General features: G+C 74.0%; 12 protein-coding genes and 1 pseudogene. 5 read left to right on the top strand and 8 right to left on the bottom strand.

Translation table 11 applies throughout. From position 1 onward, the window contains the following. Window positions 1-54 precede the first annotated feature (54 nt). Window positions 55-465 carry a VOC family protein gene (locus HAV39_RS01515; protein WP_191837320.1) on the top strand — a complete coding sequence of 137 codons (411 nt, stop codon included), beginning with the start codon at window positions 55-57 and terminating at the stop codon, window positions 463-465. Between the two features lie 296 nt (window positions 466-761). On the opposite strand, the pseudogene HAV39_RS01510 reads toward HAV39_RS01515, so the two are convergent. Then, window positions 762-1,079 (bottom strand): annotated as a pseudogene (locus tag HAV39_RS01510) (metallophosphoesterase family protein); the annotation flags it as partial. Between the two features lie 185 nt (window positions 1,080-1,264). Between HAV39_RS01510 and HAV39_RS01505 the strand changes: the two are divergent. Beyond that, window positions 1,265-2,557 (top strand): lactonase family protein, encoded by a 1,293-nt coding sequence (locus tag HAV39_RS01505; protein WP_191837318.1) that lies wholly within the window; start codon window positions 1,265-1,267, stop codon window positions 2,555-2,557. 87 nt (window positions 2,558-2,644) lie between these two features. Here HAV39_RS01505 and HAV39_RS01500 read toward each other — a convergent pair whose 3' ends face one another. Continuing rightward, window positions 2,645-3,544, bottom strand: a complete 900-nt coding sequence (locus HAV39_RS01500) for a LysR family transcriptional regulator (protein WP_191837317.1) — start codon at window positions 3,542-3,544, stop codon at window positions 2,645-2,647. 70 nt (window positions 3,545-3,614) lie between these two features. On the opposite strand from HAV39_RS01500, the gene HAV39_RS01495 reads away from it, so the two are divergent. Beyond that, the gene (locus HAV39_RS01495) at window positions 3,615-4,487 is read left to right on the top strand and encodes a 4-hydroxy-tetrahydrodipicolinate synthase family protein (RefSeq protein ID WP_191837316.1); all 873 of its coding nucleotides are present in this window, start codon (window positions 3,615-3,617) and stop codon (window positions 4,485-4,487) included. Window positions 4,488-4,593: 106 nt separating this feature from the next. On the opposite strand, the gene HAV39_RS01490 is transcribed toward HAV39_RS01495, so the two are convergent. Continuing rightward, window positions 4,594-5,031 carry a DUF4265 domain-containing protein gene (locus tag HAV39_RS01490; protein WP_191837315.1) on the bottom strand — a complete coding sequence of 146 codons (438 nt, stop codon included), beginning with the start codon at window positions 5,029-5,031 and terminating at the stop codon, window positions 4,594-4,596. A gap of 156 nt (window positions 5,032-5,187) precedes the next feature. Between HAV39_RS01490 and HAV39_RS01485 the strand changes: the two genes are divergently transcribed. Beyond that, window positions 5,188-7,086 carry a M4 family metallopeptidase gene (locus tag HAV39_RS01485; protein WP_191837314.1) on the top strand — a complete coding sequence of 633 codons (1,899 nt, stop codon included), beginning with the start codon at window positions 5,188-5,190 and terminating at the stop codon, window positions 7,084-7,086. A gap of 85 nt (window positions 7,087-7,171) precedes the next feature. Then, window positions 7,172-7,609: a Calx-beta domain-containing protein gene (locus tag HAV39_RS01480; protein ID WP_191837313.1), complete on the top strand. Its 438-nt coding sequence runs from the start codon at window positions 7,172-7,174 to the stop codon at window positions 7,607-7,609. A gap of 11 nt (window positions 7,610-7,620) precedes the next feature. On the opposite strand, the gene HAV39_RS01475 is transcribed toward HAV39_RS01480, so the two are convergent. The 5 genes from HAV39_RS01475 to HAV39_RS01455 form a co-directional block, all read right to left on the bottom strand. After that, on the bottom strand, window positions 7,621-10,752 hold the full coding sequence (locus tag HAV39_RS01475; RefSeq protein ID WP_203736467.1) for an AfsR/SARP family transcriptional regulator: 3,132 nt from the start codon (window positions 10,750-10,752) through the stop codon (window positions 7,621-7,623). A gap of 151 nt (window positions 10,753-10,903) precedes the next feature. Beyond that, window positions 10,904-11,176 carry a hypothetical protein gene (locus HAV39_RS01470; RefSeq protein ID WP_191837312.1) on the bottom strand — a complete coding sequence of 91 codons (273 nt, stop codon included), beginning with the start codon at window positions 11,174-11,176 and terminating at the stop codon, window positions 10,904-10,906. 135 nt (window positions 11,177-11,311) lie between these two features. Continuing rightward, window positions 11,312-11,728, bottom strand: coding sequence for a permease-like cell division protein FtsX (locus HAV39_RS01465; protein ID WP_191837311.1), 417 nt, complete (start codon window positions 11,726-11,728; stop codon window positions 11,312-11,314). A 179-nt stretch (window positions 11,729-11,907) separates the two neighbouring features. Further along, window positions 11,908-14,226 (bottom strand): HelD family protein, encoded by a 2,319-nt coding sequence (locus HAV39_RS01460; protein ID WP_191837310.1) that lies wholly within the window; start codon window positions 14,224-14,226, stop codon window positions 11,908-11,910. 116 nt (window positions 14,227-14,342) lie between these two features. Next, a complete protein-coding gene (locus HAV39_RS01455) occupies window positions 14,343-15,083 on the bottom strand; it encodes a VOC family protein (protein ID WP_191837309.1) in 741 nt (246 codons plus the stop codon). Window positions 15,084-15,191 lie beyond the last annotated feature (108 nt).

Raw genomic sequence — 15,191 nt, 5'->3', positions numbered from 1 at the left:
AAGCCGGCTTGAGCAGGCAGCCTGGTGGGCACCACCGACCGCACGGGAGTCGCGATGACCATCGACCCGCGGGCGCACCTGCGCCTGGCCCGCCCCAGCCGCGACCTCGCGGCCGCCGAACGCTTCTACGTGGACGGACTCGGCCTGCACGTCCTCTACCGGGCGACGGCCAGCGGCCCCGGCGAGCACGACCTGCTGATGCTCGGCTGGTCAGGCGCGTCCTGGCACCTGGAACTGGTCGCAGGAGAGAACCTCGCGGCCCCGCCCGCGCCCAACCCCGAGGACCTGCTCGTGCTCTACCTGGCCGGGCCGGTCGACGACGCGCTGGTGGCACGCCTGGCCGCCGCCGGGGGCGTCCGGGTCTCGCAGGGGCCGTACTGGGACCGGTGGGGTGTCACCGTCGCCGACCCCGACGGCTACCGGCTGGTCCTGAGCACTCGGTCCTGGTCCAACTCGGCCGGCTGAGCCCGGTCCGCCGGGTCACCGCCGGCCGTTCGATCACGACTCGCTGCGTGCCGCCACCTCATGGCATACCCCCGAACGCATTTGCTCTGCACCCAAAGCCTTGCTCTGCACCCATCGGCGCAACAGGCACCCGCTCCCGTTGCGTATGTGGGTGCAGAGCAAGCGAATGGGTGCAGAGCAAATGCGCTGGAGAGACACTTCCGGGGCAGGGCCGCCATGTGCGCCGAACCACGAACTCGCGCGACGAAGGCCCTGATCGCTGCAGCGGCGGAACACCGGTTTCGGTGAGTCGCCGCCTAGCCGCCGACGCGGTGTACTTCGACAGCAGAGAGCCCGCCGCCTTTGATCTCCGCGGTGAGGAACGTGGCGTACGGCTGACGGCGGCGGTCGGTCGGCGATCCCGGATTGAGCAGGCGCAGCCCGGACGGGGCGGTGGTGTCCCACGGGATGTGCGAGTGGCCGAAGAACAGCACGTCGCTGTCGGGGAACAGGATGGCGCAGCGCCGTTCGCGGCCGACCGCCGGGCCGGTCTCGTGGATCACGGCGATCCGCAGACCGGCCAGCTCGGCGCGGGCCGTCTCCGGCAGCCGGGCCCGCAGGGCGGGACCGTCGTTACCCGGCGCGACGTGTGACGGGAGAGGCCGGTGGGGCGGCCCAGGACCGTCAGATCCTCGATCGCCGGTCCGCGCGCAGCGTGCGGGCATAGCCTGAGCCGTGAGTGCGCAGACTGCCCGGCCTTACCCGGACGCGGTGCGCCCGCAGTCTCCGCCCTCGGCCGCCGTCGCCGAAGGAGCCGCACATGAGCACGTCCACGGGTGTCCAGCCGCTGCAGGGTCCGCCCGCGGCCGGCCTGTTCCAGGGACGCCGCATCGTGGTGGTCAGCGACGCCGACGCGGTGCCGTCCGCACCGATGCAGGCGCATCTCGGTCCGCGCGAGGCGGGGCAGGAGGACACGCTCACCGTCATCGCACTGCCCCTGGCCTTCGACGGCACACCGCCGACGATGGGCACGATCGCCGCGTCGAACTCGGTGACGCCACCGCCGAGCGTGCTCGCGGTCGACGCGGAGGGCGCGCACGCGTACGTCGTGGAGACCCTCGGCCAGCGCGGCCCGGACGCGCACCTGCTGACCGACCTCGACGCGGGCAGCACGGTCCGGGCGTACGACATCAGGGACGCGGCGAAGCCGCAGCTGCTGTTCGCCTACCCGGCCGGGCACATGCCGCAGGCCGTGTCGCTGCACCCGCGCGGCGGGCTGCTCGCGATCGCGTGCGGGGACGTCTTCGCGATCCTCGGCCCGGACCCCCATCCGTCGCTGCGGCTGATCCCCGTCGGCCCGGGCGGCTTCGGCGACGCCTCCGTGCTGGTGCCGCCCAGCGAGGACGGCGAGCCGATGGTGCCGTCCTACGTGGAGTGGCATCCGAACGGCGAGCTGTTCGCAGCGTGCTTTCCCTGGCGGGACGAGGTGCGGCTGTATGCCGCGCACCGGGTGCCCGAGCTGTGGATCGAGCCGGTCGGGCCGCCGATCAGGACCGGGAGGTTCCCGTTCACGGGCCGGTTCACCCCGGACGGGCGTCACTTCCTCACCACGGACGTGCTGTGGGGCAGCAAGGCCGAGGCCGCGGAGGGCGAACCGGGGGAGGGGCGCCTGTCGCTCCTGCGCATCGACCCGGACACCGGGGCCGGCGAGAAGATCGGCGAAGCGGCCGTGGGCCGGAATCCTGGCGGTCTGGCTGTCAGCCGCGACGGCCGCCTCGTGGTCACCTCGAACCTGCGGAGGAGCCATCTCGCCTGGGGCGATCCGCGGCTCGACCGGCAGTGCTCGCTGAGCCTGCTCACCTTCGACCCGGCGGACGGCCGGCTGGAGACCGTGGGCGAGGAACTGTTCGACGGTCTGCGGCCCGAGGGTGTCGCCTTCGACGCGGACGGCAAGTTCGTCGTGGTGACCGTGTTCGACCATCTCGACCTCGTGCACCGTCGTGGCGAGCTGCGCTTCTTCGAGGTGGTCCGGGAGGGCGGGGCGCCGCGGCTGCGTCCGACGTACTACTCGATCGAGGTCATGCGCGGCCCGCACACGGTCGTCGTCGTGTGAGTGGTTAGGAAGGGCACCTTCCACGACGCATGGCGATGGGCCGAGCTGCTGCTCGCCTCGCTGACGCGAGTCGACGATGCCCTTCCTTCACGCCTGCTCGGCGAGGAAGGCGGTGGTGGCGGTGCGGATGGCGGCTACGCAGGCGGCGACGGCGGGGTGGTCGCCGGAGCCGCGCCGGTAGGCGATCCGGGTGCGCCGCCGCGAGGCCAGCGGCACCAGCCGGACCCCCAGCGGTGGCTGGACCGCGCCGAGCTGCGGCACCAGCGCCACGCCCTGCCCGGCCGCGACCAGCGCCAGCACGGCGGTGAAGTCGTCGGCGTGGTGACGCGCCCGCAGCGGGTGCCCCGCGGCCTGGCAGACGCGGATCGCGACGGTGTGGCACAGCGTGCCCGGCGTGCCGACGATCCAGTCGGCGTCGCGGGCCGCGTGCACCGGGTCGTCGCCGACCGGGAAGTCGTCGGGCACCGCGAGGTACACCGTCTCGTCGAGCAGCGGGGTGGAGTCGACGGTCGGGTCGGGCGCGACCGGGGCGAGGTCGTAGTCGTGCAGCAGCGCCACGTCGAGGCGGCGTTCGCGCAGCGCGTCGGGCATCGCGACCGGGTCCAGCTCGGTGACCGTCAGGTCCAGCGCGGGATGGTCGCGGGCGAGCGCGACCAGCGCGGCGGGCAGCAGCGTGCGCACCGCGGTCGGGAACGCGCCGATGCGCACCGTGCCGTGCAGGCCGGTGCGGGCCGCGGCCAGCGTCGCCGACGCGGCCTCCAGCGCGGCGAGCACGGTCTCGGTGTGGCGTACCAGCGCGGTGCCGGCCGGGGTGAGGGTGACCCCGCGGCCGGTGCGTTCGATCAGCGGCACGCCGGCCTCGCGTTGCAGCGTGGCCAGCTGCTGCGAGACCGCGGACGGGGAGTAGGTGTGCGCCTCGGCGACCGCCGCGATCGTGCCCAGCCGGGCCAGGTCGCGCAGCAGCCGGAGCCTGCGGACATCAAGCATCAGGTCAGCTTACGGGTTGCGTCAGGAACCGGAACTGGTCCTTCCGGAAGGGTTTCGGCAGCATGAAGGCATGACTTCGTTGCATGGCCTGTACATCCCGCTGGTCACCCCGTTCGACGCCGACGGCTCGGTCGCCCTCGCCGCGCTGGAGCGGCTCGCCCACCAGGTGCTCGACGACGGGGCGACCGGCCTCGTGGCGCTCGGCACCACCGGCGAGCCCGGCTCGCTCACCGAGTCCGAGAGGCAGTCCGTGGTCGACACCGCCGCCCGGGTGTGTCGGGAGCGGTCGGCCCCGCTGATCGTCGGCGCGGCCACCGCCGAGGCGCTCGCCGGCCTGGCCGCGATCCCGGAGGCCGTGGCGGCGCTGACCGTCGTGCCGCCGTTCGTGCGCCCCGGCGAGGCGGGTGTGCTCGCCCACTTCACCCGGCTCGCCGCGGCGAGCCCGGTGCCGCTGGTCGTCTACGACATCCCGTACCGCACCGGGCAGTACCTGACCGCGGGCGCGCTGCGCGGGCTGGCCGCGATCCCGAACGTGGCCGGGGTGAAGTACGCCGGGGGCGGCATCAACGACGACACCGTGGCGCTGATGGCCGACCCGCCGGCAGGCTTCGCCGTGCTCGGCGGCGACGACACGTTCATCTCGCCGCTGCTGGCGCTGGGCGCGCACGGCGGCATCCTGTCCTCGGCGCACCTGGCCACCGCCCAGTTCGCCGAGCTGATCCGGCTGTGGCAGGCCGGTGACGCGACCCGGGCCCGGGCGCTCGGGCACCGGCTAGCGCCACTGTCCAAGGCGCTGTTCGCCGAGCCCAACCCCACGGTGGTCAAGGCCGCGCTGCACGCGCAGGGCCGCATCCCGACCCCGGCGGTACGCCTCCCGCTGCTCGACGCCCACCCCGACAGCACCGCCGCAGCGCTCAAGCAGCTCGCCGAGGTCGGCGGCTGACCCCTCGACGATCACGTCCTGCAGTTTCGGGGAAACTGCACGAACAACTGCAGCAGTGCCTGCAGTTTCCCCGAAACTGCAGGCACCGTTCCGGTCCGGGCTTGGGTCAGGGTGTGCCGAACTGCCATTCCATGCCGGGGATGTGCTGGCCGGCCTCGGCCATGATCGCCTCGATGTGCTCCCGGCCCGCTGAGGACGGGACGGTGGCGACGGCGAACTGCCGCTGCGGCGGGGCCTCGACGTAACCGCCGACGGACTCGAAGGCCTTGGCCAGCCACGCCATGGCGTGCTCGTCGAGCGGCGGGTCGGCGTACACCTGCACGGCCTCGTTCGGGCCGCGGCGCACCACCTGGAAGCCGCTCGCCTGCAGCACCAGCACGTCCCCGGCGGCCGCCCCCGTCACCAGGCCGGGGCTGCCGAGCAGCTCCGCCAGCCCGCCCGGCAGCGCCTTGGCGGGCAGCACCTCGGTGATGAGCTGGCCGTCCGGCTCCACGGTGGTGAGCCGGACGTGGCCGACCTGGTCGGAGTCGCTTGCCTCGGTCATGGCGAGGATCATGCCAGCCGCCCCGCGCGGAGGTAACCCCCGATCGCTGCAGCTTCCTGCACCCGAGCGGACCTGCCGCACAACCCTTCCACAACCGCGTGACAGCCGCGCCCGCGTATCCCTGTGGCCATGGCTGACAGGGAAGGGAAGGTCGTCATGAGACGGATCTCCATGGCGCTCGCGGCGGTGCTGCTGTGCGGCGGCGCCGTCGCGCTGACCGCGCCGGCGCAGGCCGCCGGATCGCCCGAGGACGCGGCGATCGCCCGCGCGCAGGAGCTGATCAGGCTCAACCCCGCGGCGGTACGGGCCGCCGACGGTGACCGCTACGAGGTGATCCGGGCCGCGGTCACCCGGACCGGCTCCGCGCACGTCCGGTTCAACCGGCTGTTCCAGGGCCTGCCGGTGGTGGGCGGGGACTTCGTGGTGCACGTGGCGCCGGACGGAGCCCTCGACGGGGTGTCCGTGTCGCTGGACGCGCCGGTCGCCGCGGCGACCGAGCCGAAGGTCACCGCGGCTCAGGCCGTGACCACGGCCCGGGACGCCCTGCGGGCGACCGAGGTCGGCACGCCGCAGCTGATCGTCGACGGGGTCGGCGGCACGGGCCGGCTGGCCTGGCGGCTGCCGGTGACGGTCGCGACCGGGGAGGCGGAGGCGGTCGTCGACGCCGTCGAGCCCCGGGTGCTGCGCACCCAGGCGCTGGAACACACGGCCACCGGCACCGGGCACAGCGTGTACGGCGGACAGGTGCCGCTGAACACCACCCAGACGATCTTCGACTACAAGATGATCGACCCGCTGCGCGGCAACTCGAAGACCTGCGACATGCAGCACACCACGGCGGGGCCGTGCGTGACCTTCGCCGACGTCAACAACATCTGGGGCAACGGCGACCCGGCACACAACCAGAGCGCGGCCGTGGACGTGCACTACGGCTCGGCCAACACCTGGGACTTCTACCTCAACGTGCTGGGCAGGCACGGCATCTTCGACGACGGCGTCGGCACCACCTCGCAGGTCCACCGCGGCGTCGACTGGGCCAACGCCAGCTGGAGCTCGACGCAGAAGGTGATGCGCTACGGCGACGGCAGCAACGGACTGCGGCCGCTGGTGTCGCTGGACGTGGTCGCGCACGAGATGTCGCACGGCGTCACCCAGGCCGTCGGCGGCCTGATCTATAGCGGGGAGTCCGGCGGCCTCAACGAGGGCACCAGCGACATCCTCGGCACGATGGCCGAGTTCTACGCGAACAACGCCGTGGACACGCCGGACTACCTGCTCGGCGAGGAGATCGACATCTTCGGCACCGGCGATCCGCTGCGCTACATGTACCAGCCGTCGCTGGACGGGATCTCCAAGGACTGCTGGTACAACGGCATCGCCAACCTGGACCCGCACTTCTCCTCCGGTGTGGCCAACCACTTCTTCTTCCTGGCGGCTGAGGGCAGCGGGAACACGCCGTACGGCGCCAGCCCCACCTGCAACGGCTCGTCCGTCGTCGGTATCGGCCGCGACCGCGCCACGCAGATCTGGTACCACGCGCTGGCCAACTACTTCACCAGCGACGAGACGTTCGCCGAGGCCCGCGCGGACACCCTCGCCGCCACCGCGGACCTCTACGGCAAGTGCGGCAGCACCTACCGGACCGTGGCGATGGCGTGGGCGGCGGTCGGCGTCGGCACCTACAGCTACCCGTGGAAGCTGTGCATCCCCAAGTGGAACCTGGTCTGGGAGGAGTGGCCGCAGCCGCCGATCCTGGACCCGGGCCCGATCAAGTGGATCACCAAGGTCCAGGAGAAGGGCACCCTCGAGGTCGCCGAGGTGGCCGTCAACCTGACCCACCCGCGCCGCGGTGACCTGCGCCTGGAGCTGGTCTCCCCGGCCGGCCGGTCCTACCTGCTCAAGGCCCCCGACGCCAAGGACCGCGCCGCGGACCTGGCCGACGTCTACCAGGTGCGCCTGGGCGGGGTCGCCGAGGCCGGGGAGTGGACGCTCGTCGTCGAGGACGTCGTCAAGGGCGAGCAGAGCCACCTGCGCGGCTGGAGCCTGCTCTACTAGCCCCGCTCGTGCCTGGCCGCCGGTCGCAGGGCCGGTGGCCAGGCACACAACCTTTCCACAACCCGGCCCGCCTACCGTGCGGGCCATGACTCGTATCGCACGCTGGCTCAGCGCTTCAGCCCTGGCTCTCCTCGCGACGATCGTGCTGCTGCCGCAGCCCGCGTCCGCAGCCGCCGGCAACCTGCCATGCGGATCGGACTGTCTGGCGCAGAGCCTGGACGCGGTCTGCTGGGAGAAGGAATGGTGCGCCGTCAAGGTCGTGGTGAAGGGCACCGTGCCGGCGGCGGGTTTCGTGCTGTCGTACCGCACCGCTGACGGGACCGCGTCCGCCCCCGGCGATTATGTCGCGGTGCCCTCCGGGGAGTTGTCGGTGACCGGGGAGGGCGTCACCCAGCTGCGGGTGTTCGTCGCAGGCGACGCGGTGCGGGAACGGGACGAGACCTTCGCCGTCGAGTTCGTCGACCGGGAGGGCCGCGTGCTCGGCACGTCCACGGTCACCGTCCGCGACCCCGCCGCGTACTAGGGCCGCGCCGGTCAGGCGAAGGTGTCGGCCAGCGCCTCTGCTTCGGCAGGGGCGTTGGCCTTGCGGAACAGGTCGACGGCGAGCTGCCACTGCGTACGGGCCTCGGCGGGGTCGCCGCCACGGCGGGCGAGTTCGCCGAGGTCCCGGGCGATGCAGGCGGCCTCGAAGTGGTCGGGTGCGCGGCTGCGCAGGGCCTGCGCCAGGCGCAGGTAGCCGGCGGCGGCCACCGGGTCGTCGCGTTCCAGGTGGGTCCGGCCGAGGTTGGCCAGCGCGGTCGCCTCCAGGTGCCGGTCGGCGATCTCCCGGCTGAGTTCCAGGGCCTGGCCGAACTCGTCCAGCGCCGCCCGGTGGTCGCCGCCGCGCAGGTGCACGGTGCCGATGGTGTTGCGGGTGTCGGCCTCGTGGCGGCGGTCGCCGCGGTGACGGCGTACGGCCAGGGCCTGGCGCAGGTGGTCCAGCGCGGCGTCCAGGTCGCCCAGCGCCGCGTGGGCCTGGCCCAGGCCGCTCAGCGCCGCCGCCTCCAGCCGGGCGTTGCCCAGCTCCCGGGCGGCGGGCAGGGCCCGGGCCAGGTACTCCAGGCTCAGCTCGGCCCGTCCCATCCGGACGTACGCGTCGCCGATGTTGTTGAGACCCAGCGCCACCCCGAGCGCGCTGCCGATCGACGTGTGCAGGGCCAGCGCCTGCTGGTACGCCTCCACGGCCTCGTCGTGGCGGCGCAGCCCGGCGTTGGCCACGGCGATGTTGTTGTGCACATGGCCCTCGCCGCGCGTGTCGCCGCACCGGCGGGTCAGTGCCAGCGCATGCTGCAGCACGTCGAGCGCCTCGTCGAAGCGCCGCGTCATGATCAGGGCGACGCCCAGACCGCTGCGCATCAGCCCCTCCGCGCCGGGATCCCCGCAGCGGGCCGCGGCGGCGACACCCAGGCGGCACAGCTCGACCCGGTCCGCCCAGTGCCCGCGCGAGTCGAAGAACCCGGTCAGCAGGTAGGTCAGCTGCCAGGCCGCGGTGTGGTGCCCGTGCTCGGCGGCGTGCCGGACGACCGCCAGCATGCCCGCCCGTTCACCGTCGAGGAACGCCAAAGCGGCGACCGGGTCGTCAGCGAACGGCAGCTGCGCCGGCGGGTGTGCGGGCGCGGCCCGGACCCGGTCGCGGCCCGGGTCGACGAGCCGGTTCGCGGCGTCGGCGACGGCCAGGTGCCAGTCCACGATGCGGGCTAGGGTCTCGTCGCGGGCCGCGGCGGTCTCGTCGGCGGCCGCGCACTCGCGGGCGTAGAGGCGCAGCAGGTCGTGGCAGCGGTAACGGTCCGGGGCGACCTCGCCGACCAGATGCGCCGACACCAGCTCGGCGAGCACCCGCCGCGCCGCGGGCAGGGTCAGGTCGGCGGCCGCGGCCGCCAGGTGCCCGGTGAACGTGGCGCCCGGGTGCAGGCCGAGCAGCCGGAACAGCCGCGCCGCCGGGGCGGGCAGCGCCCGGTACGCCGAGCCGAACACGGTGCGCACACTGCGGCTGTCGCCGGGCACGGACAGCTCGTCGAGCCGGTCGTCGTCGACCAGCTCCGCGGTCAGCTCGGCCAGGGTGCGGCCGGGACGGGCGGCGAGCTTCGCGGCGGCGATGCGCAGCGCCAGCGGCATCCCGCCGCACAGCCCGGCCAGCTCGACCGCGGCGGCGGGCTCGCGGTCCACCCTGGCCCGGCCGAGCACCTGCGCCAGCAGCGCGACCGCCGCGTGCCGGTCGAGGGCGTCCAGCGCCACCGCGTGCACCGCGTGGTGCACGGCCAGCGCGGTCGGCCGGCTGCGGCTGGTGACCAGCAGCAGGCTCGCCGCGGTCGGCGGCACCAGCGGCAGCACCTGGTCCGGCCCGGCCGCGTTGTCGAGCACCACCAGCATCCGACGCTCGCTCAGCAGCGTCCGGTAGAGCGCGGCCCGGGCGGGCAGCTCGGCGGGGATGCGCCCGGCCGGCACGCCCAGGCTGGCCAGCACCTGTGCCAGCGCCTGCGTGGGCGGCAGCGCGGTGGCCGGGTCGTGCCCGCCGAGGTCGACGTACAGCTGGCCGTCGGGGAACCGGGGCACGACGGTGTGCGCCCACCGGACGGCGAGCGCGGTCTTGCCCATGCCGCCCGGACCGGCCACGAAGCCGATGCGCGGCTGCGGCCCGTCCTGCGCCAGCAGCCGGTCCAGCGCGGACAGCTCCTCGTCGCGGCCGATGAAGTGCCCCGCGGGCGCGGGCAGCTCGGCCGGCACCGGCTCGGCGTTCGGCGCGGCCTGCCCGACGAGCGCGGACGCAGGGGTGTGCCCGGCGAGCTCCGACGTCGCGGGTGGATCCGCGACCGCCGGCGTGGCCGGGTGCAGCGCCGGGTCCTCGCGCAGGATCGCGGTGTGCAGCCGTTGCAGATCGGGCCCCGGGTCGGTGCCGAGCTCGTCGGCGAGGTGGGCGCGCAGCCGCCGGTACGCGTCGAGTGCCTCCGCCGGCCGCCCGCACCGGTACAGCGCCAGCATGGACAGCCCGACCAGGCGCTCGCGGTGCGGGTGGCCGACCAGCAGCCGCTCCAGCTCGCCGACGGCGGTGCGGTGGCGGCCGAGCCGCAGCTCGGCCTCCCACAGGTCCTCCTCGGCGCACAACCGCACCTCGTTGAGCCGCGCCGCCTCCGCGGCGGCCCAGCCGGTGGGCTCGCCGTCGGCCAGCGCGTCGCCGCGCCACAGCGCGAGCCCTTCGCGCAGCTCGCGGGCCGCGGCCTCGGGGACGCTGTCACCGAGGTGGCGGCGGGCCGAGGCCACCTTGGACTCGAACAGGTGGGCGTCGACCTCGAGCGCGGGGATGTCGAGCAGGTATCCGGCGTGCCGGGTGTGCAGCGCCGCGGGCAGGCCGCAGGCGTCCAGCGCCTGGCGTACCCGGGCGATGTGGCTGTGCAGCGTCTTCACCGCGGTGCGGGGCGGGTCCCAGCCCCAGAGCGCGTCGATGAGGCGGGACTGGTGCACGACGGTGCCGGCGTGCACGGCCAGCACCGCGAGCAGGGCCCGCTGGCGCGCGCCGGACAGCACGGCCGGGCCGTCGAGCCCGGCCGCCTCGATGGGCCCGAGGATGCGCACCCCGGCGTGGCACGCGTGCGGGGGTGCGGTCGCCGGGCGGGCGCCGGTGGCGTTCATCGCCGACTCCCTTCCGACGCGACGCCGTCCGGGCAGGGCGTGACGTCACGTCGCCCCCAGGTTGGCAAAGCATCCGCCGGATGGGCTCCGGTCTGTCGCCATACCGTCGGTTGGGGAGGGGATCGGAGGCCCTGTCGGGGGTGGACGCCGGTCAGGCGGTCCAGCCGAGCCAGGCCTCCCCGGCGCTGACGAACCCGAGCCAGACGGACACCGCCACGACCGGGACCAGCGGCACCAGGAACGGCCGGGTGCGCCACAGCCGGATCGCGACCACCAGCAGCGCGGTCCAGATCACCATCAGCACGATCAGTCCCCACAACGGCGTGACCAGGCCGCTGGAGAGATAGAAGGGGAACAGGACGAGCTGCGCGAGGATGCCGAGCGCCCCTACGACCTTGGCCGGGACAGAGGGCGAGTCCGCCATGGTGACCTCCACGATGGCCGCGGACCTGCGCCGCGCCCACCGGCAGCGTCGCAGAAGACGGCAAGGCTGTACATTCGCCACCCGGCGGGCGGCCCGCGTCGGCCCGGCACGCCGATGGTCGCAGGGTCGGGGCGGTCAGCCCGGCGGCGGGGAGTCGGCGTCGCGGCCGACGTGGTCGAGTCCTGCCAGGGGCTGGGCCGCCGCCACGAAACCGTCGACGTCGGCTCCCGCGGCGAGCGTCGCCGTGAAGGACTCGGGCAGGTCGGCGGCGCTGATCGAGCCGACCAGCTCGGCCGAGTCGCGGTAGGCCTCCCGGAACCTGGCCAGCGCCTGCTCGCGGCTCTCGAACGTGAACGAGGCGACCTCCGGCCGGGTCCGCAGCCATGACTCGATCGCGGTGCGCTGCGGCGCGGTCGCGTCCATGGCCAGCTCCAGACGGACCACGGTCGCCTGCGGGGCGGGTCGCGGCACGGGGGCCTGGCCCGCGGGCGCGCCACAGCCCGTCGCCGCGAGCAGGGCGACGACGACGAGCGCTACCCAGCGCGATCCCATCGTCGCAGTCTACGGCCCACGGACCGTCCACATCGACCCATCTCACTAACCCGCACCCGCCAAGCGGGACCGGACAGAAGGAAGGGCACCTTCACAACGCTCCGCGTTGTGGAAGGTGCCCTTCCTGACCTGGCCCGGACGGGCTCGGCCGCGGGATGACGGACCCGCGGCGACGCGGGTCAGAGGTCCAGGTCGCCGTGGTGCAGCACGGTCAGGCGCTGGGTGGGGCGGGTGATCGCCACGTACAGGTCGCTGTGCCCGCGCGGGGACTCGGCCACGATGCCGCCCGGGTCGGCGATGACGACCGCGTCGAACTCGAGCCCCTTTGCCTGGCGTACGGTCAGCACCACCACCGGATCGGTCAGCTCGGTCTGCTCGCCGACCCGCGCCTGCGGCAGCGCGGCGGTGACCACCGCGCCCAGCTCGTCGATCCGGCCCGCCGGCACGAGCACGCCGAGCGTGCCGTCGCCCAGCGCGGCGACCTCGCGGCGCACCTCTTCGGCCAGCCGTGCCGCCAGCTCCGCCGGGCCGACCTCCGTCAGCTGCGGAGCCTGGCCGGTGTGGCGCACCGAACGCGGCGGCTCCAGCATCGGGTCGATCGACTTGAGCACCTGCCCGGCCAGGTCCATGATCTCGGCGGGCGTGCGGTAGTTGACCGTGAGCTGGGTCTGCCGCCAGCGGTCGGCGACGTACGGATGCAGCACCGCGTCCCAGGAGGAGGTGCCGGCCGGGTCGCCGGTCTGGGCGACGTCGCCGACGATGGTCATCGACCGGCTCGGGCAGCGGCGCATCAGCAGCCGCCAGGCCATCGGCGACAGCTCCTGCGCCTCGTCCACGATGACGTGCCCGAACGCCCAGCGGCGGTCGGCGGCGGCCCGCTCCGCGGCGGTCAGCCGCCGCTCGTCCTCCTGCCGCTCGCCGAGTTCCAGCGCGCCGAGCACATCGGCGGCGGTCAGGATCTCCGGGTCGAGCTCGTCCTCCAGGTCGATGGAGCGGGAGCCGTGCAGGATCTCCAGCGCGCCCTCGGCGTACGCCAGCCGCTGCCGCCGCCGGCGCTCGGCCAGCTCCTCGGCGTCACGGTCGTCCTCGCCCAGCAGCTCGGCGGCCTCGTCGAGCAGCGGCGCGTCGGCCGGGGTCCACCCGGCGTCGCGGCTGCGGCGCAGCAGGGCCCGCTCGGCGTCGGTGAGCACGGCCGCGGCCGTGGCGAGGCGCGCCTCGCTCGCGTACAGGTCGGACAGCAGCCGCTGCGGGGTCAGCACCGGCCACAGCCAGTCCAGCACCGTCTGCACGTTCGGGTCGGCCTGCAGCTCCCGGCGCAGCTCGGCGAGGTCCGCCTCGTCGAGCAGCTGCGGGTCGCCGGGGGCGTCGTCGCCGCCGAGCGGGTCGTCGGCGTACGGGTCGGTGCCGATCCGGTCGGCGAGCTGCATCGACAGCGCGTGGATCATCTCGACGTCGAACAGCGGCCGGGCCAGGTTGTGCGGCTTGCCGCTGCGCCGGGCCACCTCGCGGGCGGCCTCACAGGCGGCCCGGTCGAGGACCAGGGGTTCCCGGTCGAACTCGACCTCCACCGTGTCGTCGGGCACCTGCTGCCGGTCGCGCACCGCTGCGGCCAGCACCTCGGCCATCACGGCGCGGCCCTTGACCTCGGCGGTCTCGTCGGGCTCGACGCCGGTGGCGGTGACGCCGGGGAACAGCCCGCCGACCGTGCGCAGCACCACGCCGGTCTCGGCCAGCGACGGCAGCACCTGCGAGATGTACTTCAGGAACGTGGTGTTCGGGCCGACCACGAGCACCGCCCGCGTGGACAGCTCCTTGCGGTACGTGTACAGCAGGTACGCCGCGCGGTGCAGCGCGACCGCGGTCTTGCCGGTGCCGGGGCCGCCCTGCACCACCATGATGCCGTTGAGGTCGGCGCGGATGATGTGGTCCTGCTCGGCCTGGATGGTCTCGACGATGTCGCGCATGCGGCCGGTGCGGCCCGCGTCCATCGCGGCGAACAGCGCGGCCTCGCTGGTCAACCCCTCGTGGTGGGGCGCGGTCGCGGCGGCGTCGGCCAGGTCGAGCACCTCGTCGTCGAGCGCGGTGACGGTGCGCTCGGCGGTGCGGATGTGCCGGCGACGCCGCACGCCCTGCGGCGAGGCGGCCGTGGCCAGGTAGAACGGCCGGGACGCGGGCGCGCGCCAGTCCACCAGCAGCGGCTCGTACTCGGCGGTCTCGTCGAAGATGCCGATGCGCCCGATGTAGCGCGCGCCCTCCTCGACCAGGTCGAGCCGGCCGAAGCAGAGGCCGCTCTCGACCGCGCCCAGGGAGGCCCGCTGTTCGGTGTAGAGGGCGACCGTCGACTCGCGCTGCGAGCGTTCCTGCTGGGTGCCGCCCGTCTGCAGCAGCGCCTGCGACAGCCGGTGCTCGGCCTGCTCGCGCAGGTTGTCGAGGCGGCGGTAGAGGTCGGTGACGTACTCCTGCTCGCGGTGAATCTCGTCGGCGGCGTCGCTTGACAAACCTGGCTCCTTCGTGTCTATACTGAAGCCCGAACGGACGCATTCAGCGTGCCGTTCTTTTTTGTGCTCGAATCGCCAAAGATACCGCACCGGCGAGCCACGGCGCAGCCGGGTGATCACTTTCCGGGCAGGCCGCCCGTCTGCGGGTCACGCGCGGTCAGGCAGTAGACGCCCCCGGCCGGGTCGCTCATGACGACCCAGCGCGCGCCGTCTGCCACGTGGGTCGCCCCGCACTTGACGTGCCAGGCCCGCACGCCCTCGACGTCCGAGCAGGCCAGGTCCAGGTGCGCCGAGGTCGGCCGCTCCTGCTGGAGCCGCTGGATCAGGATGCGCACCGGCAGTTCGGCGGGCGGCGCTACGACGTGGAACTCCGGCCGCGAGCCGAACGAGGAGTCCCAGCCGGTCAGCTCGCCCCAGAAGGCCACCTCGGCGTCGTAGCCGGCCGGGCCGACGTCGATGCAGACCTGGTCCAGGCGGCTGAGCGCGCCGTCGGGCGTGGTGTGCGCCATCGGGCGGCGGAACTCGTCATGCCAGGGCACCGCGCAGAACAGCAGCCCGCCGGGCGAGCGCAGCACCTGGTGGCCCAGGTCGGCGACGTGTGTCGCGCCCAGCTCCACCGCGCGGGCCGCCAGCGCCGCCGGGTCGTCGACGCTCAGATCGAGGTGCGCGCCGCCGCCCTCGTGCACGGCCTGGAGCTTGACGCACGCGTCGGCGCCGATCGGCAGCAGCGTCGCGAACTCGCCGTGCTCGCCCCGGCGCGCGGTCAGGTGCGTGCCGGTCACCCGGGACCAGAACGACGCCGCCTCGGTGAACACGTCAGCGGGCCGGTCGATGAACGCGTACGTCCAGCGGATCACTTCAACTCCTCGCCGTGTCGATCTGCCGAGCGTATAGGCGTGGCAGGCTGCGGGAGCCGCACGACGCGGCGGAGTCCGTCACGAGCACCCGCATCGATGGTAAGGCCG

Origin of the sequence: Catellatospora chokoriensis, from assembly GCF_011297315.1 — a bacterium.
Classification (GTDB): domain Bacteria; phylum Actinomycetota; class Actinomycetes; order Mycobacteriales; family Micromonosporaceae; genus Catellatospora; species Catellatospora citrea.
This window is presented reverse-complemented; position numbering and strand designations above follow the sequence as displayed.

Bases quoted from the DNA above. Each gene is read 5' to 3' on its own strand.
- HAV39_RS01515 (WP_191837320.1), top strand. From the start codon at position 55: ATGACCATCGACCCGCGGGCGCACCTGCGCCTGGCCCGCCCCAGCCGC.
- HAV39_RS01505 (WP_191837318.1), top strand. From the start codon at position 1,265: ATGAGCACGTCCACGGGTGTCCAGCCGCTGCAGGGTCCGCCCGCGGCC.
- HAV39_RS01500 (WP_191837317.1), bottom strand. From the start codon at position 3,544: ATGCTTGATGTCCGCAGGCTCCGGCTGCTGCGCGACCTGGCCCGGCTG.
- HAV39_RS01495 (WP_191837316.1), top strand. From the start codon at position 3,615: ATGACTTCGTTGCATGGCCTGTACATCCCGCTGGTCACCCCGTTCGAC.
- HAV39_RS01490 (WP_191837315.1), bottom strand. From the start codon at position 5,031: ATGACCGAGGCAAGCGACTCCGACCAGGTCGGCCACGTCCGGCTCACC.
- HAV39_RS01485 (WP_191837314.1), top strand. From the start codon at position 5,188: ATGAGACGGATCTCCATGGCGCTCGCGGCGGTGCTGCTGTGCGGCGGC.
- HAV39_RS01480 (WP_191837313.1), top strand. From the start codon at position 7,172: ATGACTCGTATCGCACGCTGGCTCAGCGCTTCAGCCCTGGCTCTCCTC.
- HAV39_RS01475 (WP_203736467.1), bottom strand. From the start codon at position 10,752: ATGAACGCCACCGGCGCCCGCCCGGCGACCGCACCCCCGCACGCGTGC.
- HAV39_RS01470 (WP_191837312.1), bottom strand. From the start codon at position 11,176: ATGGCGGACTCGCCCTCTGTCCCGGCCAAGGTCGTAGGGGCGCTCGGC.
- HAV39_RS01465 (WP_191837311.1), bottom strand. From the start codon at position 11,728: ATGGGATCGCGCTGGGTAGCGCTCGTCGTCGTCGCCCTGCTCGCGGCG.